Origin of the sequence: Streptomyces sp. 3330 (assembly GCF_031456635.1) — a bacterium.
In the GTDB taxonomy this organism is placed as follows: domain Bacteria; phylum Actinomycetota; class Actinomycetes; order Streptomycetales; family Streptomycetaceae; genus Streptomyces.
This window is the reverse complement of record NZ_JAVDVA010000018.1, coordinates 57,248-75,667: the sequence shown is the minus strand read 5'-3', so window position 1 is coordinate 75,667 and position 18,420 is coordinate 57,248. Positions and strand designations below refer to the sequence as shown.

18 protein-coding genes are annotated in these 18,420 nt (G+C 73.2%); 8 read left to right on the top strand and 10 right to left on the bottom strand.

The genetic code is table 11. The features are described 5' to 3' along the window. Positions 1–11: 11 nt before the first annotated feature. Positions 12–1,106 (top strand): DUF5925 domain-containing protein, encoded by a 1,095-nt coding sequence (locus J2X68_RS27295; protein ID WP_310435223.1) that lies wholly within the window; start codon positions 12–14, stop codon positions 1,104–1,106. Positions 1,107–1,122: 16 nt separating this feature from the next. Beyond that, positions 1,123–1,902, top strand: a complete 780-nt coding sequence (locus J2X68_RS27290; protein ID WP_310435222.1) for a DUF72 domain-containing protein — start codon at positions 1,123–1,125, stop codon at positions 1,900–1,902. Positions 1,903–2,067: 165 nt separating this feature from the next. Here the strand turns inward: J2X68_RS27290 and J2X68_RS27285 are convergent, their stop codons facing one another. Continuing rightward, positions 2,068–2,436: a GntR family transcriptional regulator gene (locus J2X68_RS27285; RefSeq protein ID WP_310435221.1), complete on the bottom strand. Its 369-nt coding sequence runs from the start codon at positions 2,434–2,436 to the stop codon at positions 2,068–2,070. A gap of 95 nt (positions 2,437–2,531) precedes the next feature. On the opposite strand from J2X68_RS27285, the gene J2X68_RS27280 reads away from it, so the two are divergent. Both J2X68_RS27280 and J2X68_RS27275 read left to right on the top strand, forming a co-directional pair. Continuing rightward, entirely contained in the window at positions 2,532–3,461 is a 930-nt protein-coding gene (locus J2X68_RS27280; RefSeq protein ID WP_310435220.1) for a GNAT family N-acetyltransferase, read from the top strand. After that, on the top strand, positions 3,442–3,945 hold the full coding sequence (locus J2X68_RS27275) for a DUF402 domain-containing protein (protein WP_310435219.1): 504 nt from the start codon (positions 3,442–3,444) through the stop codon (positions 3,943–3,945). The genes J2X68_RS27280 and J2X68_RS27275 overlap by 20 nt, the downstream gene beginning before the upstream one ends. Positions 3,946–4,031: 86 nt before the next feature. Here the strand turns inward: J2X68_RS27275 and J2X68_RS27270 are convergent, their stop codons facing one another. Next, positions 4,032–4,646: a class I SAM-dependent methyltransferase gene (locus J2X68_RS27270; RefSeq protein WP_310435218.1), complete on the bottom strand. Its 615-nt coding sequence runs from the start codon at positions 4,644–4,646 to the stop codon at positions 4,032–4,034. Positions 4,647–4,786: 140 nt separating this feature from the next. Between J2X68_RS27270 and J2X68_RS27265 the strand changes: the two genes are divergently transcribed. Next, complete coding sequence (locus J2X68_RS27265; protein ID WP_107085289.1) at positions 4,787–4,921, top strand: hypothetical protein; 135 nt, start codon at positions 4,787–4,789, stop codon at positions 4,919–4,921. Positions 4,922–4,933: 12 nt separating this feature from the next. Here the strand turns inward: J2X68_RS27265 and J2X68_RS27260 are convergent, their stop codons facing one another. Beyond that, positions 4,934–5,395 (bottom strand): GNAT family N-acetyltransferase, encoded by a 462-nt coding sequence (locus J2X68_RS27260; RefSeq protein ID WP_310435217.1) that lies wholly within the window; start codon positions 5,393–5,395, stop codon positions 4,934–4,936. A gap of 152 nt (positions 5,396–5,547) precedes the next feature. On the opposite strand from J2X68_RS27260, the gene J2X68_RS27255 reads away from it, so the two are divergent. After that, on the top strand, positions 5,548–6,594 hold the full coding sequence (locus J2X68_RS27255) for a lytic polysaccharide monooxygenase (protein WP_310435216.1): 1,047 nt from the start codon (positions 5,548–5,550) through the stop codon (positions 6,592–6,594). 73 nt (positions 6,595–6,667) lie between these two features. On the opposite strand, the gene J2X68_RS27250 is transcribed toward J2X68_RS27255, so the two are convergent. Then, entirely contained in the window at positions 6,668–7,567 is a 900-nt protein-coding gene (locus J2X68_RS27250; protein ID WP_310435215.1) for an alpha/beta fold hydrolase, read from the bottom strand. Between the two features lie 174 nt (positions 7,568–7,741). Continuing rightward, positions 7,742–8,185: a MarR family winged helix-turn-helix transcriptional regulator gene (locus tag J2X68_RS27245; RefSeq protein ID WP_310435214.1), complete on the bottom strand. Its 444-nt coding sequence runs from the start codon at positions 8,183–8,185 to the stop codon at positions 7,742–7,744. A gap of 135 nt (positions 8,186–8,320) precedes the next feature. Between J2X68_RS27245 and J2X68_RS27240 the strand changes: the two genes are divergently transcribed. Continuing rightward, positions 8,321–8,695 (top strand): cupin domain-containing protein, encoded by a 375-nt coding sequence (locus J2X68_RS27240; protein ID WP_310435213.1) that lies wholly within the window; start codon positions 8,321–8,323, stop codon positions 8,693–8,695. 21 nt (positions 8,696–8,716) lie between these two features. Here the strand turns inward: J2X68_RS27240 and J2X68_RS27235 are convergent, their stop codons facing one another. Then, entirely contained in the window at positions 8,717–9,685 is a 969-nt protein-coding gene (locus tag J2X68_RS27235; RefSeq protein ID WP_310435212.1) for a DNA polymerase thumb domain-containing protein, read from the bottom strand. Beyond that, entirely contained in the window at positions 9,682–13,281 is a 3,600-nt protein-coding gene (locus J2X68_RS27230) for a DNA polymerase III subunit alpha (RefSeq protein ID WP_310435211.1), read from the bottom strand. Before J2X68_RS27230 ends, J2X68_RS27235 begins: the two co-directional genes overlap by 4 nt. A 138-nt stretch (positions 13,282–13,419) precedes the next feature. On the opposite strand from J2X68_RS27230, the gene J2X68_RS27225 reads away from it, so the two are divergent. Further along, entirely contained in the window at positions 13,420–14,487 is a 1,068-nt protein-coding gene (locus J2X68_RS27225; protein WP_310435210.1) for a DUF3533 domain-containing protein, read from the top strand. 118 nt (positions 14,488–14,605) lie between these two features. On the opposite strand, the gene J2X68_RS27220 is transcribed toward J2X68_RS27225, so the two are convergent. The 3 genes from J2X68_RS27220 to J2X68_RS27210 all read right to left on the bottom strand — a co-directional run bounded on the left by J2X68_RS27220 (position 14,606) and on the right by J2X68_RS27210 (position 17,894). Continuing rightward, on the bottom strand, positions 14,606–15,688 hold the full coding sequence (locus tag J2X68_RS27220; protein ID WP_310435209.1) for a S1 family peptidase: 1,083 nt from the start codon (positions 15,686–15,688) through the stop codon (positions 14,606–14,608). 246 nt (positions 15,689–15,934) lie between these two features. After that, positions 15,935–16,783 (bottom strand): slipin family protein, encoded by an 849-nt coding sequence (locus J2X68_RS27215; RefSeq protein ID WP_310435208.1) that lies wholly within the window; start codon positions 16,781–16,783, stop codon positions 15,935–15,937. 199 nt (positions 16,784–16,982) lie between these two features. Further along, positions 16,983–17,894, bottom strand: coding sequence for a S1 family peptidase (locus J2X68_RS27210; protein ID WP_310435207.1), 912 nt, complete (start codon positions 17,892–17,894; stop codon positions 16,983–16,985). Between the last annotated feature and the right edge of the window lie 526 nt (positions 17,895–18,420).

Below are 18,420 nucleotides of genomic sequence, written 5' to 3'. Positions count from 1 at the left end.
ATCATGGCGGCATGTCCGTACCCCCGCACGACGCACTGCCGATCCGGCTCAACGTCGACGACTCCGACTCCCCGTCCGATGTCGTCGACGCGCTGTTCCTCGGCCGCTTCGCGACGGGCGAGCAGCCGTACTCGCACGCGGTGAACATCGACCGCGTGCGCTCCGGCGCGACCCTCCTGCCGCCGCACGCCCGCGTGCTGCGGGTCGCCCGCGACGAGGACCGCAGCGCCACCCTGGCCGAGGGCGACGGCTGGACACTGCTGGTCTCCCGCTGGAACCGCGGGGCCGACGTCACGGTCACCGCGACCACCGCCGAGCTGGCGGCGCAGGTGCTCGACCAGGCCACCGACGGCGCGGCGGACGAACCCGAGCCGCAGCCGGAGAACGTGACCATGGGCTTCTGGTACGTCTCCCCGCGGCGCGGCCCGCACCGCACCACCCGGCAGATCTCCGCCGGCACCTGGGACGAGGTGCGCCCCAACTACACGGCGCCCGTGGCCGAGGCGATGGACGGCCTGATGGGGACGACCCCGCAGGACATCGCCGGCCGGCTGCTCCTGCTGCACGGCCCGCCCGGCACCGGCAAGACGTCGGCGCTGCGCACGCTGGCCCGCTCCTGGCGGGAGTGGTGCCAGGTCGACTGCGTCCTGGACCCCGAGCGGCTCTTCTCCGACGTCGGCTATCTGATGGACATCGCGATCGGCGAGGAGGACGGCGCCGGCAAGGGCCGCTGGCGGCTGCTGCTCCTGGAGGACTGCGACGAGCTGATCCGCGGCGAGGCCAAGCACACGGCGGGCCAGGCCCTGTCCCGGCTGCTGAACCTCACCGACGGCCTGCTCGGCCAGGGCCGCAACGTCCTGGTCGGGGTCACGACCAACGAGGACCTGGAGCGCCTGCACCCCGCCGTCGTCCGCCCCGGCCGCTGCATGGCCCGTATCGAGGTCGGTCCGCTGACCCGGCGGGAGGCCGTGGACTGGCTCGGTACGGAGGAGGGGGTCGGCCGCGAGGGCGCGACGCTCGCGGAGCTGTACGCGCTGCGCCGGGGCACCTCCCCGACCTCGCTGCCGGAACCCCGGGGGCGGTCGGACGCGGGACTGTACCTGTAGGTGTTCTGATGGAGGTATGACGCTGTACGTCGGCACCTCCGGCTGGCAGTACAAGGACTGGCGGGGCGTCCTGTACCCGGAGGGCGTGCCCGTGCGGCGGTGGCTGGAGGAGTACACCGGGCACTTCGCCACCGTCGAGATCAACAACGCCTTCTACCGGCTGCCGTCGCGGGAGACGTTCGCGTCCTGGGCCGGGCGCGTCCCGCCGGACTTCGTGGTCGCGGTGAAGGCCAGCCGCTATCTGACCCACATCAAGCGGCTGAAGGACCCCGGGGAGCCGGTGGAGCGCCTGATGGGCCACGCGGCCGGCCTCGGTGACCGTCTCGGCCCGGTGCTGCTCCAGCTGCCGCCGAACCTGCGGGCCGACGCCGGGCTCCTGGACGCCTGTCTGTCCTGCTTCCCGCCGGGTACGCGGGTCGCGGTGGAGCCACGGCACGCGTCGTGGTGGACGCCCGAGGTGCGGGAGGTCCTGCGGGGCCGGGGCGCGGCTCTGTGCTGGGCGGACGCCGGATCCCGCCCGGTCACCCCGCTGTGGCGCACCGCCGACTGGGGGTACGTCCGCTTCCACCAGGGCCGCGCCCGGCCCTGGCCGCACTACGGCCGCCGGGCCCTGGAGACCTGGCTGGACCGCATCGCGACGACCTGGCCGGCCGACGGCGGAAACGACGTCTACGCCTACTTCAACAACGACCCCGGTGGTGCGGCGGTGGAGGACGCGGCGCTGTTCGGGAGGACTGCGCGGCGGGCGGGGCTGCGCGTGACCCGCACGCCGGGCGCGCTCGCCGCACACCGCTGATCACCGCCGGCCGCACACCGCTGACGCCGTTCACCGACGGCCACCGTGCGCCGCTGATCGCCGTCCGCCGACGGCCAGCGCTCGCGGCTGCTCGCCGGTCACGCACACCCCTGCTCGCCGGTCACCGACGACCACCGTGGGACGGGGATCACCCCGCGTCGCCGGTCACCGCCCGTAGGCCGCCCGCAGGGCGTCCCGGACGGCGGCCGACGCCTGGTCCTCGGTGAGTCCCAGCCGCACCACGCGCTCGGCGTAGGCCTGCGCGGCGCCCGCCGCCTCCCGCTCGGCCGCCGGTCCGGCCGCGGCGACGAACGTGCCGTTGCGCCCCCGGGTCTCGATCACCCCGTCCCCCTCCAGCGCCCGGTACGCCTTGGCGACGGTGTTCGCGGCGAGGCCGAGCGACTCGGCCAGCCCCCGCACCGTCGGCAGGCGGTACCCGACCGGCAGCGCTCCCGACCGCGCCTGCTCGGCGATCTGCGCCCGCACCTGCTCGTACGGCGCGGCGCTCTCATCGATGTGGATCTTCAAGGTCACGGGCCGATTGTCCCGCACCCGCCGGGCGACGGGGGCGCGGGCGGAGCCGAAAATGGGAGGCGGCCCGGCGCCGCCCGACCGTAGCGTGCGCTCACATGACCGTCATCGTGCGCGACCTGCGCCCCGAGACGCCCGCCGACCTCGAGGGTTTCGTCCGGGTCCGGCACCGCGCCCTGCCCTATGTGTTCTTCAGCCCCGCGTCCGTGCTGCACGGCCTGTCGCTGTCCCGTCCCGGCGCCCACGCCCGCAAGCTGGTCGCCGTGCAGGACGGCGAGATCATCGGCACCGCCCAGGTGGGCCTCGCCCAGGACAGCCCGGAGCCCGGCCAGGGGTCCCTCAACGTGTACGTGGACCCCGCGCGCACCCGGCGCGGCGCGGGCGCCCTGCTGGTCCGCGCCGCCGAGGAGCATCTGGCGGCCCACGGGGCGTCGAAGCTGTTCGCCTGGGTCCTGGACGAGCCGGCCGACCGCGCCTTCGCCGAACGGCACGGCTACCGGCCGAGCCGCTCCGCGCACTTCCTCCGCCTGGACCTGGCCGGAGCGGCGCTGCCACCGCTCCAGGACCCCCCGCCCGGCGTCGAGCTGCGTACGGCCGCCGACTTCGCCGACGATCCGCGCCCGCTGTTCGCCCTGGACGCGGAGGCGGGCTCGGACGAACCCGGCGACATCGCGACCGAGTTCACGGACTACGCGGCCTGGGTCGAGGAGTACTGGAACCATCCCCACCTGGACCGGGAGCTGACGTCGGTCGCCGTGGCCGACGGCCGCCCCGTCGCCTTCAGCGTGGCCCACACCCACGGTGCCGGGCGGTACTCCACGGGCATGACCGGCACCGCGCGCGCCCACCGCGGCCGGGGCCTGGCCAAGCTCGTCAAGAACGACTCGCTGCACCGGGCCCGCGCCGCGGGGTACACGGAGGCGTACACGGGCAACGACGCGGACAACGCGCCGATGCTCGCGGTCAACAAGTGGTTCGGCTACGAGATCTGTGCGACGGAGGTACGGCATGTCCGTGAACTCGGCTGAGCCGGCGCGGTCGGTGGAGGTCGTCCTGGTCAAGGGCGGCCGGACGAAGATCCGGTACGCGGCCGAGCTGCTGTCCGACGACGGCACCCGGATCGCCGTGCGCGCCCCCTGGGCCGGGGACGCCGTACGCGACTTCGGCTTCGTCCGCTTCGAGGCGGGTGACGTCTTCACCGAGTACTACTGGCGGGACCGCTGGTACGCGGTGAAGGAGGTCCGCGACGCGACGGGCGCCGTGAAGGGCTGGTACTGCGACGTCACCCGCCCGGCCACGCTGTCCGGGGGCGAACTGGTCGTCGAGGATCTCGACCTGGACCTGTGGCGCTCCGCCGACGGGACGGACGTACGGCGACTGGACGAGGACGAGTTCGAGGAGAGCGGGCTGGCGCGGCGGGACCCGGCGGCCGCGGCCGCCGCGGTGACCGCGCTCGACGACCTGGAGGCGCTGGCCACCGTCGAGGGCGGCCTGGAGTCGCTGCTGGAGTGAGGCGCCGTCACCCCGGGCGTCCGCACCCCGGTTCCTCCCCGGCCGCCGCGCCGCGCCGTCCCCGCCCCACCGCCGCACGGGCCGTCTCACACCGTCGCCACCACCGCGTACCGGTCGTCCGCCACAGCCCCGCCCCACAGCTCCGCGTCCTGCGACAGCGGCTCGACGCGCGCGTCCCCCGTCAGCGGGGCCAGCAGGGCGGTGAGCCGGTCCGCCGGTATGCCGACCGGGGCGACGGTCCCCCACACGCCCTCGACCAGCACGAGCCGCCCGCCGGGGCGCACCAGACCACGCCAGTGCCGCAGGGCCCGGGCCGGGTCGGGCAGCGTCCACAGCACATGCCGTACCAGCAGGGTGTCGAAGCGCTGCTCGCCGACCGGCGGCGCCGCCGCGTCACCGAGGAGGAACACCGCGTCACGCCCGGCGAGTTTGGCGCGGGCCAGGTCGATCATGGCCCGGGACAGGTCGACCCCCGTCACCCGGTGGCCCTGTTCGGCCGCGAGGAGCGACAGGCTGCCGGTGCCGCAGCCGAGGTCGAGGAGGTCGCCGCCGCGCTCCGGCAGCCAGGCGCGCAGCCGCCGGGCCCAGGCGGCGCGCACCCCGGGGTCGCGCAGGCCGTGGTCCGGCTCCTCGTCGAAGGCGGCCGCCGCCGCGTCCCAGTCGACACCCGGCGCGATCGCTTCGTCACTGTTTTCCCTCATGTGCCCAAGAGTGACACCCACCACTGACAATCGAATCGTGACAACCGCCACTGACAGAAGGGGGGCCGATGAGGAACCCTCCCCCCAAGGGTCTACCTCCGTGCGAACGCGGAACCCGGTAGCTCCTGAAGGAGGCAGCCATGCGCCGTACGACCGTGCAGAAGCCCCTGAAGAAGACGGATTCCCGCCGGATCCGTGACGAGGTCGAGGAACGGCCCGCCGGACGCCCCGAGGTGCGCAAGGACATCGCACGCACCTGGTGGCCGGACGGCTGAGCGCCGCCGCCTTCAGTCCAGCCGCTTGCGGTAGTGGACGCGGTCGTACGGCCCGTCCGTGCGCCGCTCCCCGCGCACGTAGCCGTACTTCGGGTAGATCTCCTGGTTCTCCCACATCAGCGCGTGGGTGCAGAGCCTGATCTCGGACAGGCCCAGCGCCCGCGCGTGCGCCTCCACGAAGTGCAGCAGCCGCCGCCCGACGCCCTTGCCGTGGGCGTCGGGGCGGACGGCGATGCTGTCGAGGAACAGGTGGTCGGCGAACGCCTCGACCACCACGAGACCGACCACCGCGCCGCCGTGCGGGTCGCCGGTCACGAACACCTTGCCCGCGGCCACGTCGGCCGCGTGGTCCGCCTCCATGGGCTGCGGCGCCTGCCCGATCCGCTCGATGTAGCGCGTGTACGCCGCGTCCGTCACGGCCTTCACGGCCGGCACGTCGGCCGCCGTGGCGGGCCTGATCTCCTCGCTCGTCATGCCCTGAACGCTACCTACCTGATCCCAGTCTCAGCGCTTCCTTAAGGCGGCCCTAAAGATCGCCGGGGACCGCCCCGAGCAGGCGATTTCGCGGTTTCTTGGTTCCGGCACACATCAGGCCACCACCTGTTCCGGTCCCGAGGAGTCCTCCCATGCCCGCACGCCGCAAGGCCGCCGCCGTCGCCTCCGCCGCCTCCGTCGGACTGATCCCGGCGGCCCTGACCCTGCTGTCCGCCGCGCCCGCGGCCGCGCACGGGTCGATGGGCGACCCGGTGAGCCGGGTCGCCCAGTGCTACGCGGAGGGCCCGGAGAGCCCGAAGTCGGACGCGTGCCGGGCCGCGGTCGCGGCGGGCGGGACGCAGGCGCTGTACGACTGGAACGGCATCCGCATCGGCGACGCGAACGGCCGCCACCAGGAGCTGATCCCGGACGGCAGGCTGTGCAGCGCGAACAACGACGAGTTCAAAGGCCTGGACCTGGCCCGCGCCGACTGGCCGGCGACGAGCGTCGACAGCGGTGCGTACACGTTCAAGTACCGCGTGACCGCCCCGCACAAGGGCACCTTCAAGGTCTACCTGACCAAGGCGGGTTATGACCCCGCCGGGACGCTGGCCTGGTCCGACCTCGATCTGGAGCACCCGGTGGCGACCGCCACCGACCCGGTCGCGTCGGGCGGCTTCTACTCCTTCTCCGGGACGCTTCCCGAGCGTTCGGGCAAGCAGCTGCTGTACGCGGTCTGGCAGCGCTCGGACAGCCCGGAGGCGTTCTACTCCTGCTCGGACGTGACGTTCCCGGGCGCGGGAGCGGGAGCGGGTACCGGCGCCGGTGCCGCGCCGTCCGCCTCGGCGCCCTCCGAGGAGCAGATCGAGGACGGCGCCGACAAGTCGACGGTCGAGCACCACGGTCACGGGGACGACGACGCCGCCACGACCACGGACCCGACCACGGACCCGACGAGCGACGCGGCGACCGTGACGTCGGCCACCGCCGAGCCCTCCGCCGCGGCCGGGACTCCCTTGGCGGCCGACGGGCCGAAGGCGGCCGGCGCCGGATCGGGCGAGAGCCTCGCGGAGACCGGCGGTGACGGCAGCGCCCCCTCTCTCGCGGTGGGCGGCGCCGCCGTCCTGGCGCTGGGGGCCGCGCTGCTGTTCGGGTCGGTACGCCGGCGGGCGGTGAGCGGCGGACGGCACGGCCGCTGAGCCGCCGCTCCTCGATGCTCCGGGGCCTGACCGGCGGCTCAGGTCGGACAGGCCCCGGCGGAACACCTGCGCGTCAGCTGAAGACGGACGCGCAGGTGGTGGCGGTGGCGTGGGCCGGGTCGAGCGCGTTGGCCACCTCATGGAAGGCGATCCGGTCGAGCAGACCGATCGCCACGTGCTCGGAGAGGTCCACCGGGCACAGGTCCTGGAGCAGGACGTTGCGCACGTCGGATCCGCTGAGGTACTGGGTGCGCCACGGTGTGACCACTTCGTCGTACTTGGTGGCGATGACGGTGTAGCGGACGCCGGGGACGGTGTCGCCGCCCGCGTTGAGCTTGGTGAGGAAGGCGGACCCGGCGACCTGGTCGGCGAGGCCGGGGGTGGCGGCCGAGAGCAGGTCCTCGGCGCCCGGGAAGTAGGGCAGCAGGTGGGCGAGCCCGCTCAGGGTGGTGCCGTGGTTGTCGGGGGCGATGCCGACGAGCGCGTTGACCTTCGCGGCGCCGCCGAGGAACTTGAGGTAGTAGCGCGGCATCATGCCGCCCTGTGAGTGGCCGACGAGGTCGGCCTCGGCGGCGCCGGTCGCGGCGAGCACCTTGTCGACGAAGGCGGAGAGCTGCGCGGCCGACTTGTCGATGGGGCCGAGGCCGTTGAAGAGCGGGACGCCCGGCAGCTGGCCGTAGTCGACGGAGAAGACGCAGTACCCGCGGACCGTGAGGTAGGGCGCGAGGGCCAGCCAGTTGTCGATCGAGTTGCCGAACGTGCCGTGCACGAGGACGACGGGGCGGGGGTGGGCGGCCGAGGGCTTGCAGCGGTAGTCGTTCCAGCCACTCGATGCGGCGGTGGCGGTGGCGCCGGTGGCAGTGGCGCCGGCGGCGGCTGAGTCGGCGTGGACGGCGGAGGCGGGGACGGTGACCGCCGCGGCGGCCAGCAGCAGTGCGGCGAGTGGTCTGAGCGCGCGTTTCCAGGGCAGCATCGGGTGATCTCCTTGCGGCTCAAGGGAGGTGCGATGTCCTTACGCCCTGTGACCCGGATCACGAGGATGCTGTTCACTCGTCAAGTTACGGGCGAGTAGCTGAACTGTGAAGTTACGCGTCAGTAAAAACTTCCAGTGGTAGCCACGGCCGCCCGGGATCGCTGATATATGCCGTCACCAAGCGGGCTTGATGGGGCCATGCGGGGCGATTCGCGACAATCGGTCGCGCAGCACGCGCACTTCCCCCTCGCCGAGCACGTCGACCCACGCCCGCACCGCCTCGGCGGCGGCCTCCTCCGCCGCCCTGGTGCACTCCCAGCCCCGCTCGGTGAGCACGATCAACCGGGCCCGGGCGTCCTCGGGGTGCGGCCGGCGTTCGACGTACCCCTTCCGCACCAGCTCCTCGACGAGCTGACTCGCCGCCTGCTTGGTGACCCCGAGATGGGCGCCGAGCTCGGTGACCGTGGCGCCGCCCGGGGCGAGCCGGGTGAAGGCGAAGCCGTAGGCGGGGCGCCCCTCGAACCCGCGGGCGACGACGCCGTCGTTGATGCGCCGGGTGAGCTCGCCGGCGGCGGCGAGCAGGGCGGCGCTCAGGGCAAGGGCTTCGGAGTTCTGCACGTCTGCATTGAAACATTCTTGACAGATTGGTCAAGGAGCTTGACCATGGATCCAGATAGTCAAGCTGCTTGACCAATCTCGGACGCCCGTCCACCGGAGGCGTCCGGCAGCAGCCGAAACCGACAGGAGACGCCCATGCCCGTCATCCGCTCGTCCGACGCCGTCACGCACGAGATCCACGGCGCCCGCTTCGTCTCGTACGCCGCCCCCCGCACCGGCAGCAAGGAGCTGTGCGCCTGGAGAGGGGAGATCCCCGCCGGGACGAAGGCGCCCGCGCACACCGTCAGCCGGGAGGAGATCTTCCATCTGCTCGTCGGCGAGCTGATCCTCACCCTCGACGGCCGCGCCGAGCGGATCAGGGCCGGCGACACGGTGATCGTCAACCCGGGGGCGACCCTGGCCGTCGAGAACCCGACCGATCACACCGCGCTCTCCTGGGTGACCACGTCCATCGGCCTGGAGGCGGAGCTGTCCGACGGGACCCGGATCACTCCCCCGTGGGCCAACTGAGCGCGTTCCGGGCGTTGTTCGTCACGCCGCCAGCGTCCCGGGCTTCACCGCCCCCGGCCCGAACTTCGCCCGCACCCGGTCGGCCACCTCCTCGATACGGCGGACCTTCTCGTCCACGGGATCGAAGGTGAGCTGGTGGGAGGCCTGGCCGGCGGGGCCCAGGGCCTCGGCGCGCAGGACGATCGCGCGGACCCGGGCCCGCTGGAGACCGAGCGCCTCGTACAGGCCGTACGCCGTCCTCGTCAGGGCCGGCGAGTGCGCGGTCGGCTCCCCGAGGGTGCGGCTTCGGGTGGTGGAGGAGCGGTCGGCGTAGCGCACCGTGAGGGTCAGGGTGCGGCAGACCTTCTCCACGGCGCGCAGCCGGGCGCCCAGTTCCCCAGCGGCCGACAAAAGCGCGCGCCGATGCCGGGCGGGGTCCAACTCGTCGCGCCCGAAGGGGCGTTCGGTGGCCAGCGAGCTGGACACGGCGTTCGGCACGACCCGGCCGCGGTCGACACCGTTCGCCTTGTCGTGCAGTTCCCGGCCCGCCTTCGCGCCGACCAGGCGCTGGAGCGTGGACAGGGGTGCGGCGGCGACCCGGCCGAGGGTGTCGAGGCCGTACTCGCACAGGGTGCGGGCGGTCGCCGCGCCGACACCGGGCAGCGCCACGACGGGCTTCCCGGCGAGGAACTCCCGTACCCCGTCCTCCGGGACCGCGCACGTCACCCCGGGCCGGGCGCCCCGCAGCGCCATGCGGGCGGACATCGGGCCGGGGCCCGCGCCGATCACGCAGTCGACCCCGTGCAGCGCGAGCGCGCGCACCCTGATCACCGACGCCAGCTCGACCGCGCTGCGCCCGAAGTACCGTTCGGCGCCGCGCAGATCGACCAGCGCGCCGTCCGGCGGCAACGCCTCGACGACCGGCGTGAACTCCTCCAGCAGTCCGAGCAGCCCCGGCAGGGCGGCCTCGTCCGTCGAAGGCAGCTGGAAACGTACGCAGAGGATGGTCATCCCGCACTCCCCGGACTCTGGTGCCACAACTTCCTTCCCACCGCGGGCCCTTCGCCCGCGGGGCGCAGATCGGACCAGGGGTGCATCTCGTACCCCGTGGACATGCGGATGCGACGCTGTTCCGGCGCGTCCCGGGCGGCCGCACCCGCCGGCGCGGGCGACTCCTGCGACCCGGCCGTCCGGCCGTGCGCCGGGCCGTCCCCGTCGCCGTCCGCGCCGGGAGCGTCCGTGTCCGGAGCGCCGCCGGGTTCGGCCAGCCGGGCCGCGACCCCTTCCAGCCCCTCGTCCCGGCGCACCTCCAGCAGGTCGGCGAGGTTCCAGGCGGCGGCGCCCACCACGCTGAGGCTGCGCGGGCCGCGCCGCTGCACCACCCCGCGCACCAGCAGCAGCCAGGAGTGGAAGACGGTGTGCGCGCAGGCGTCGTGCGAGTCGTCGAAGAAGGCGAGGTCGACCAGGCCGGTGCCGTCGTCCAGGGTCGTGAAGATGACCCGCTTGCCGGACCGGATCGGCGGTGTCTGGGTGGCCGCCTTGGCGCCCGCCACGAGGACCGTCTCGCCGTGCCGGGCCTCGCGCAGCCGGCGCGCCGACAGCACGCCCAGTTCGGCGAGGAAGCTCCGGTGGTCGTCCATCAGATGGCGCGAGGCGTCCATGGACAGCACGCCCAGTTCGGCGCTGAGCCTCTCCTCGGAGGACAGGTCGGGCAGGCCGGCCGGGGTGGTCTTCCGCCCGCCGGCCAGCGGGAGTTGACCGCCGCCCGCACCCCGGGCGCCCCGGTGCAGTTCGGTCAGGTGCAGTTGCAGATCGCGTCGGTTGGCGCCGAACGCGTCCAGCGCGCCGACCTGCGCGAGCCGCGCGGCGAGCGGACGGCTCGGCCGCGCCCGTTCCCAGAAGTCCAGCAGCGAGGCGTACGGCTGCCCGTCCGCGATCCGTGCCGCCTCGGCCTCGGTGATGCCGTACACGTCGGAGAGGGCGAGCCGCAGTCCCCATACCCCTGGACCAGAAGGACCAGAGGGACCAGAGGAGCCGGGGGAGCCGGGGGAGCCGGGGGAGCCGGAAGGGCCCGGCCCTGAATCAGACACCAGTTCGATACGGTGAGCGACCGCCGACCGGTTCACGTCCAACGGCAGCACCGGCACCCCCCGCCGCCGCGCGTCCGCCAGCAGCAGCCGCTTCGGGTACATCCCGGGATCATGGGTGAGCAGCCCGGCGTAGAAGGCGGCCGGGTGATGCGCCTTCAGCCACGCCGACTGGTACGTCGGCACGGCGAAGGCGACCGCGTGCGCCTTGCAGAAGCCGTACGAGCCGAACGCCTCGACGATCTCCCAAGTCCGCTGAATCGTTTCTGCGTCGTAGCCGCCGTCCGCCGCGCGCTGGGCGAACCACACCTTGATCCGCCCCTGCGACTCCGGGTCCGACAGCCCTCGCCTGACCCGGTCCGCCTCACCGCGCCCGCAGCCGGTCATGACGGCGACGATGTCGATGATCTGCTCGTGGAAGACGACCACCCCGTAGGTGTCCCGCAGCGACTCCGTCAGATCCGGGTGCGGATAGCGGACCGGCGCCCGCCCGTGCCGCGCCTCGATGAACGGCCGCACCATGTCGGCGGCGACCGGGCCGGGCCGGAAGAGGGAGATGTCGACGACGAGATCGTGGAAGGTGGCCGGCTGCAACCGCCCCACCAGGTCCCGCTGTCCCGGCGACTCGATCTGGAAGCACCCCAGCGTCTCGGTGGACCGGATGAGCCGATACGTCGCCGGGTCGCCGCCCTCCAGCGTGTCCAGGTCGATCCGCTCCCCCGTCGCCCGCTCCACCTCGCCCACCGCGTGCGCCATCGCCGACTGCATCCGCACGCCCAGCACGTCCAGCTTGAGCAGCCCGAGGTCCTCGACGTCGTCCTTGTCGAACTGGGCCATGGGGAACCCCTCGCCGCTGGTCGGCATGACCGGCGTACGGGAGAGCAGGGAGGCGTCGGAGAGGAGCACCCCGCACGGATGCATGGCGACCCCGCGCGGGAGGGCGTCGAGAGCCTCGACCAGCTCCCAGAACCTCCCGTACCGCTCCTTCTCCTCCGCCAGCGACCTGAGTTCGGGCAGCTCCGCCAGCGCCGTCCGGGCGTCGCGCGCCCGGATGTGCGGGAAGGACTTGGCGATGCGGTCGATCTCGGCCGGATCCATGGACAGGGCCGCGCCGACGTCCCGGACGGCGTGGCGGACCCGGTACGTCTCCGGCATCGCGACCGTCGCGACCCGTTCGGTGCCGAACCGTTCGATGATCGCCCGGTAGACCTCCAGCCGGCGCGCGGACTCCACGTCGATGTCGATGTCGGGCAGCACGACCCGCTCCTTGGACAGGAAGCGCTCCATCAGCAGCCCGTGCTCGACCGGATCGGCGTTCGCGATCCCGAGCAGGTGGTTCACCAGCGATCCCGCGCCGGAGCCGCGGGCCGCGACCCGGATGCCCATCCCCCGCACGTCGTCCACGACCTGGGCGACCGTCAGGAAGTACGAGGCGAAGCCGTGGTGGGCGATGATGTCCAGCTCCCGGTGCATCCGCTCCCAGTAGGCGCGCTTCCCGGAGTGGCCGCGCAGCACCATCCCGGCCGCCGCCCGGGAGGCCAGCGTCCGCTGGGCGGTGCGGCGGCCCGCGCCGACGAGATGCGGCTCGGGGAAGTGGACGGCGCCCATCCCGAGGTCGTCGTCGGGGTCGACCAGGCACTCGGCGGCCGTCGCCCGCGTCTGTTCCAGCAGGCGGTGCGCGGTGTCGCGCCGGTAGCCCGCGGCCTCGACGATCCGCTCCGCCGCGCGCAGCATCGCGCCCGCGTCCTTGAGCCAGGCCTCCCCGGAGTCCAGCCCTTTCGCCGGGTCGACCGGGACCAGCCGCCGGGCGGCGTCCAGCACGTCGGCGACCGGACCCTGACCGGGGTCGGCGTACCGGACGGCGTTGCTGAGGACGGGCCGGATCCGCTGGTCGGCCGCGAAGCCGACGGTACGGGCGGCCAGCCGCAGGGAGCCGGGGCCGGTTCCGGTGCGGCCGTGCCAGACGGCCTCCAGGCGCAGGGCGTCGCCGTACACCTCCCGCCAGGGGGCGAGGAGCTTCGCCGCGCGGTCCGGCCGGCCCGCGGCGAGCGCGCGGCCGACGTCGGAGGCCGGGCCGAGCAGGACGGTCAGCCCCGCGCCGTGGTTCCCGGCCCAGGGCAGCGACGCGGCGCCCTCGCCCTCGTGCGCGGCCGTGACGATCCGGCACAGGTCGCCCCAGCCCCGGGCGCCGTCGCGGGCGAGGAAGGTGACGCGGGGCGCCGACTCGTCGACGAAGGCGCCGCCGCGCACGGGGGCGCGGGGCCTGTCCCGTCGTACGGACGCGCCGCCCTGCGGACGCTCGGGGGCCGCCACCGCCAGATCCACTCCGAACAGCGGGCGCACGCCCGCCCTGGCGCAGGCCTTGGCGAAGCGGACCGTGCCCGCGAGGGTGTCGCGGTCGGTGAGGGCGAGGGCGTCCATCCCCCGCTCCGCGGCGCGCTCGGCCAGCCGCTCCGGGTGCGAGGCGCCGTAGCGCAGGGAGAACCCGGAGACGGTGTGCAGATGCGTGAACCCTGGCATCCGCACCACCTCCCGCGAATCGAACATCAGTTCCCAACTCTCCCACCCCCACCATAGACCAATTTCCGAACGTCTGTACGACAGCCGTTCGGACGCCTCCCACCTGCGGAAACACCCCGCACCCCGGACCGTGGGGACATGACATCGACCACCGGCGCCGTCGGGCCCCGCGACTCCGCAGGTGCCCCCTCCCCCGGCTCCTTCCTCGACGAGGTGAAGGACGCCGTCACCCCCCGGGCCACCCTGCTGGTGATCGGCGTCGTCGCGCTCCATCTGCTCTTCATCGCCTCCTACGTGGGGGCGCTGCACGACCCGAAGCCCAAGGACGTGCCCTTCGGCGTCGTCGCGTCCCCGGCCGCCGCCCGGCAGGCGGTGGCCCGGCTGGAGAAGCTGCCCGGCGATCCCCTCGACCCGCGCGCGGTGGCCGACGCGGCGACGGCCCGGAAGCAGATCCTGCACCGGGAGATCGACGGCGCCCTGATCGTCGACGGGTCCGGCACCACCGACACCCTCCTGGTGGCATCCGGCGGCGGGAAAGTGCTCGCGACCACCCTGGTGGCGCTCACCGGCACCCTGGAGAAGTCCGAGGGGCGCACCCTGCGGACCCTCGACGTGATCCCGGCCGACACCCAGGACGCCAACGGGCTGTCGTCCTTCTATCTCGTCGTCGGCTGGTGCGTGGGCGGCTATCTGTGCGCGTCGATCATGGTGATCAGCTCGGGGGCCGCCCGCTCCACCCCGCGGCGCGCCGTGATCCGGCTCCTCGCCATGGCCGCCGTCGGGATCGTCGGCGGACTCGGCGGCGCCCTGATCGTCGGCCCGGTCCTGGACGCCCTGCCGGGCGGCATCGCGGCCTGCTGGGGGCTCGGCGCACTGATCATCTTCGCGGTCGGCGCGGCCACGCTCGCCTGCCAGGGCGTCTTCGGGCTCGCCGGCATCGGGCTGGCCATCCTGCTCGTGGTGATCCTGGGCAACCCCAGCGCGGGCGGCGCCCTCCCGCCTCCGCTGCTCCCGCCGTTCTGGAAGGCGATCGGTCCGGCACTGCCGCCGGGCGCGGGGACCTGGGCGGCGCGCTCGATCGCCTACTTCGAGGGCAACGACATGACCTCGTCGCTGCTGGTGCTGTCGGCGTGGGCGGCCGCGGGGACCGTCGTCACCCTGCTGGCGGCGGCCCTGCGCTCGCGCCGCGCGCCGCGCACGCCGTGAGCCGGGCCGCGGCGGTCGGCGACCAGGGCGCAGGACCGCGCCGCGCGGACACGCGCGAAGTCCCGCCCCTCGCGCGCGGGGCGGGACTTCAGCCGTTCCTAAGGGTGCCGCGGGACCGTCAGCCGATCTGCGTCCCCGTCGCCGAGAGCGCCTCCGTCACCGGCTGGAAGAACGTTTCTCCACCGGAGCTGCAGTCGCCGCTGCCGCCCGAGGTCAGGCCGACGGCGCTGCTGCCCGAGAAGAGGGAGCCGCCGCTGTCGCCGGGCTCGGCGCAGACGTCGGTCTGGATGAGACCGTTGACGACGTCGCCGTTGCCGTAGTTCACCGTGGCGTCCAGGCCGGTGACCGTGCCGGAGTGCACCTGGGTGGTCGAGCCGCTGCGGGTGACCTTCATGCCGACGGTGGCCTCGGCGGCGCCGGTGATCTGCTGGGCCGAGCCGTTGTAGAGGTCGACCTCGCTCGGGTGGTCGACCTCGGCGGTGTACTTGACCAGGCCGTAGTCGTTGTCCGGGAAGCTGGACACCTCGTTGGCGCCGATCTGGGTGCCGGAGGAGTCCGACCAGGTGGAGATGGCGTCGGTGCAGTGTCCGGCGGTCAGGAAGTACGGCTCGCCGCCCTTGACCACGTTGAAGCCGAGGGAGCAGCGCCCGGTGCCGCCGGTGATGGCGTCGCCACCGGCGATGAAGGGCTTGAACTCCCCCTTGGTGCGCTGGAGTTCGGCCACCTGGCCGAGCCCGTCGACGACCTTGGTGAGCTTGGCCCACTCGGCGTCGGAGACCGTGCGGTCGGCCGTGACGACGACCTTGTTGGTGGTCGGGTCGGTCACCCAGGCGGTGCCCGGGACGGACGCGTCCGCCGCGAGCGTCGTACGGGCGCCGGTCAGTTCGGCGAGGGAGTTCTCGACGATTCTGGCCTTGGCGCCGGCCGCCTCGACGGTCTTCGCGGCGGCCACGTCGAGGACGTTCACCACGAGGCTCTTGCTCTTCGCGTCGTAGTACGTGCCCGCCGCGTCGGCGCCGAGGTCCTGGCCGAGCGTCGAGGCGAGCTTTCCGGCCGCGAGGGCCGAGAGGGGGGCGGGCTGCGAGGTCTTCGCAGGCTCGCTGGCGTTCGCAGTCTGGAAGGTGACTCCGGCTGCGACGAGCGCGGCGATGCCCGCGCCCGTCATGGCGATCCGCCGCCCGGGTATGCGTCGGTGCTTCAACTCGCGTCCTCCTGTGGGGGGTCGACCCGGGCGGTCATGGGGACAGCTCCGGGCCGGAAGGCTGGTTGACGGGCGACCACTCTTCCGGCACCCACAGGGAGCACACAAGGTCGACTTCAGGACGCGCACAGGGTGAGCACCGCGCGCCCTCCGCGCCTTCACCGCTTCGGGACATCCCCTGGACGCCACAGGGGAATTCGCTCTGCAAACGCTACGCGTGAGTAACCACTCACGCGGCGCTGAGGTCTAGTCCTGGCCGGAACCCGACTCCGCCTCGGGCGGCGGAGGTGCGGAAGTCGTCGGGGGTGTGGAGGACGTCGGGGGAAGCGGTTGCTGCTGCTGGGCCCGCTCCAGGAACCTCAGCAGTTCCACCGGGAACGGCAGCACCAGCGTGGAGTTCTTCTCGGCGGCGACCGCCACCACCGTCTGCAGCAGCCGCAGCTGGAGCGCGGCCGGCTGCTCGGACATCTCCTTCGCGGCCTCGGCGAGCTTCTTGGACGCCTGGAGTTCGGCGTCGGCGTTGATGATCCGGGCCCGCCGCTCACGGTCGGCCTCGGCCTGCCGGGCCATCGACCGCTTCATCGTCTCCGGCAGGGAGACGTCCTTGATCTCCACCCGGTCGATGGTGACGCCCCACTCCACGGCCGGGCTGTCGATCATCAACTCCAGCCCCTGGTTCAGCTTTTCGCGGTCCGACAGCAGATCGTCCAGGTCGCTCTTGCCGATGATGGACCGCAGCGAGGTCTGCGCCATCTGCGAGACGGCGAACCGGTAGTCCTCCACCCGGACGACCGCCTCGGCCGGCGAGGTCACCTTGAAGTAGACGACGGCGTCCACGCGCACGGTGACGTTGTCCCGGGTGATGCCCTCCTGCCCGGGCACCGGCATCGTGACGATCTGCATGTTGACCTTCCGGAGCCGGTCGATGCCCGGAAGGATCAGGGTGAGCCCGGGCCCGCGCACCTGGGGCCTGAGTTTCCCGAGCCGCAGGACCACGCCCCGCTCGTACTGCTTGACGACCCGCGCCGCCGCCGCCACGTAGACCGCTCCGGCGGACACCAGCGCGACGCCCGCCACCATCAGCTCCTCGACCATTGCCGGCCCCCAGGGGTCCACAGCACTGCCCGCGCATCACTGCCTGTACCCCGACGGTAACCCCGCCCTCCGGCAAGAGCGAGCCCCCGCACGCCGGTTGCGTATGGGGGCTCGCCTGCGAGCGGTCACAGGCCGGGTGGAGCGGTCCCGCGTGAGGATTCCCGGGTGCGGGCTCCCGCGCGGGACTCCCTCGCGAGGACTAGAAGACGCTGACGCCGTAGCGGCTCAGGGCCTCGGTCACGGGCTGGAAGAAGGTCGTGCCGCCCGAGGTGCAGTTGCCGCTGCCGCCGGAGGTCAGACCGAGCGCGACACCGCCGGAGGTGTAGAGCGCTCCGCCGGAGTCGCCGCCCTCGGCGCAGACGTTCGTCTGGATCATCTGGTAGACCACGTCACCGCCGCCGTAGTTGACCGTGGCGTTAAGAGCGGTCACCCGGCCGGTGTGGATACCGGTCGTGGAGCCGTCCCGGATGACCGACTGGCCGACGGTGGCGTTGCCGGCGCTGGTGATGTCGGTGTTGCCCGCGGTGCCCGCCTTGGCGACCGAGGTGTTGGTGTAGCGGACCAGCGCGTAGTCGTTGGTCGGGAAGCTGTAGCCGGAGTTCGTGCCCAGCACGGTGGTCTGACCGGAGTTGGAGTACCAGGTCGAGGCGACCTCGCCGCAGTGCCCGGCGGTCAGGAAGTAGTAGGTGCTCCCGCTGACGACGTTGAAGCCGAGCGAGCAGCGGTAGCCGCCGCCGTAGATGGCGTCGCCGCCGCCGATCAGCTTGTTGAACTTGCCCGGCGTGTGCTTGATCGTGAGCGCGCCGGCGTTGCTGCCCGCCTGCTCCTTGATCTGTGCGATCTCGGCGTCCGAGACCGTGCTGTCGACGGTCACCAGAAGCCGGTTGGTCTTGCTGTCGACCGCCCAGGCGGTACCCGGGATGTCCGCCTCGAGCACCGAGTCGCCGGCGCTCTTCAGCTGGGCGCTGCTGAAGGTGGCGGTGTCGGCCGCGCTCGCGTGGGGGATGGCGATCGCGGCGGCGGCCACGAGCCCGGTCGCCACGGCGGTCAGCCGGGTCCGTCTCGAGATGCCGCTCGTGGGGGTGGTGGGGGTGGTGCGCTTGATCCTCACGTTTCGTTCCCTCCCAGGGGAAGTCGGGGGCCCGTGGTGTGGGGTCGGGGCCCGTGAGGCGCAGCCGGGGACCGGCATGCGTCCGGATTTCGGACACGCCGTGACCCTGACAAGCGCTGAGGGGGAGTATTCGGCCGAACGGCCGGTCGGCGCAAGGGCGCCTTTCGGCCGTCAGACCTTCAACGAACTGCGTGAGTTGAGCCCTCTTGCAGTCTCTTGCCCCAGCTCAGACCGGGTTGCGCTCTCCTGCCTCGACCGCCACGTCCTATGTCTTCCCCGGCGGCGGGACGGGACGGAGGAAAGCATCCGCAAGGCGCACGGGGGCAGTACGTCCCGGAGGAGGTCGACCGTGCGCGTCCGTCCGCGCCCGGGTGCGCCGGAGCGCGGGAACCGGGACCGACGGCCGCTCACCCGGCCTGCGGCATCGGGGAACAGGAGCCGCGGCGCGCCGCCGCCCCGCCCGCTCCCCCGGAGGGCGAGCCGCTGCCCGGCCAGGACGAACGCCGGTTCGCCGCCTGCCCCGGGG

Excerpts from the sequence above, each read along its gene's own strand:
- J2X68_RS27295 (WP_310435223.1), top strand. The coding sequence starts at position 12 with ATGTCCGTACCCCCGCACGACGCACTGCCGATCCGGCTCAACGTCGAC.
- J2X68_RS27290 (WP_310435222.1), top strand. The coding sequence starts at position 1,123 with ATGACGCTGTACGTCGGCACCTCCGGCTGGCAGTACAAGGACTGGCGG.
- J2X68_RS27280 (WP_310435220.1), top strand. The coding sequence starts at position 2,532 with ATGACCGTCATCGTGCGCGACCTGCGCCCCGAGACGCCCGCCGACCTC.
- J2X68_RS27275 (WP_310435219.1), top strand. The coding sequence starts at position 3,442 with ATGTCCGTGAACTCGGCTGAGCCGGCGCGGTCGGTGGAGGTCGTCCTG.
- J2X68_RS27270 (WP_310435218.1), bottom strand. The coding sequence starts at position 4,646 with ATGAGGGAAAACAGTGACGAAGCGATCGCGCCGGGTGTCGACTGGGAC.
- J2X68_RS27265 (WP_107085289.1), top strand. The coding sequence starts at position 4,787 with ATGCGCCGTACGACCGTGCAGAAGCCCCTGAAGAAGACGGATTCCCGC.
- J2X68_RS27260 (WP_310435217.1), bottom strand. The coding sequence starts at position 5,395 with ATGACGAGCGAGGAGATCAGGCCCGCCACGGCGGCCGACGTGCCGGCC.
- J2X68_RS27255 (WP_310435216.1), top strand. The coding sequence starts at position 5,548 with ATGCCCGCACGCCGCAAGGCCGCCGCCGTCGCCTCCGCCGCCTCCGTC.
- J2X68_RS27250 (WP_310435215.1), bottom strand. The coding sequence starts at position 7,567 with ATGCTGCCCTGGAAACGCGCGCTCAGACCACTCGCCGCACTGCTGCTG.
- J2X68_RS27240 (WP_310435213.1), top strand. The coding sequence starts at position 8,321 with ATGCCCGTCATCCGCTCGTCCGACGCCGTCACGCACGAGATCCACGGC.
- J2X68_RS27235 (WP_310435212.1), bottom strand. The coding sequence starts at position 9,685 with ATGACCATCCTCTGCGTACGTTTCCAGCTGCCTTCGACGGACGAGGCC.
- J2X68_RS27230 (WP_310435211.1), bottom strand. The coding sequence starts at position 13,281 with ATGCCAGGGTTCACGCATCTGCACACCGTCTCCGGGTTCTCCCTGCGC.
- J2X68_RS27225 (WP_310435210.1), top strand. The coding sequence starts at position 13,420 with ATGACATCGACCACCGGCGCCGTCGGGCCCCGCGACTCCGCAGGTGCC.
- J2X68_RS27215 (WP_310435208.1), bottom strand. The coding sequence starts at position 16,783 with ATGGTCGAGGAGCTGATGGTGGCGGGCGTCGCGCTGGTGTCCGCCGGA.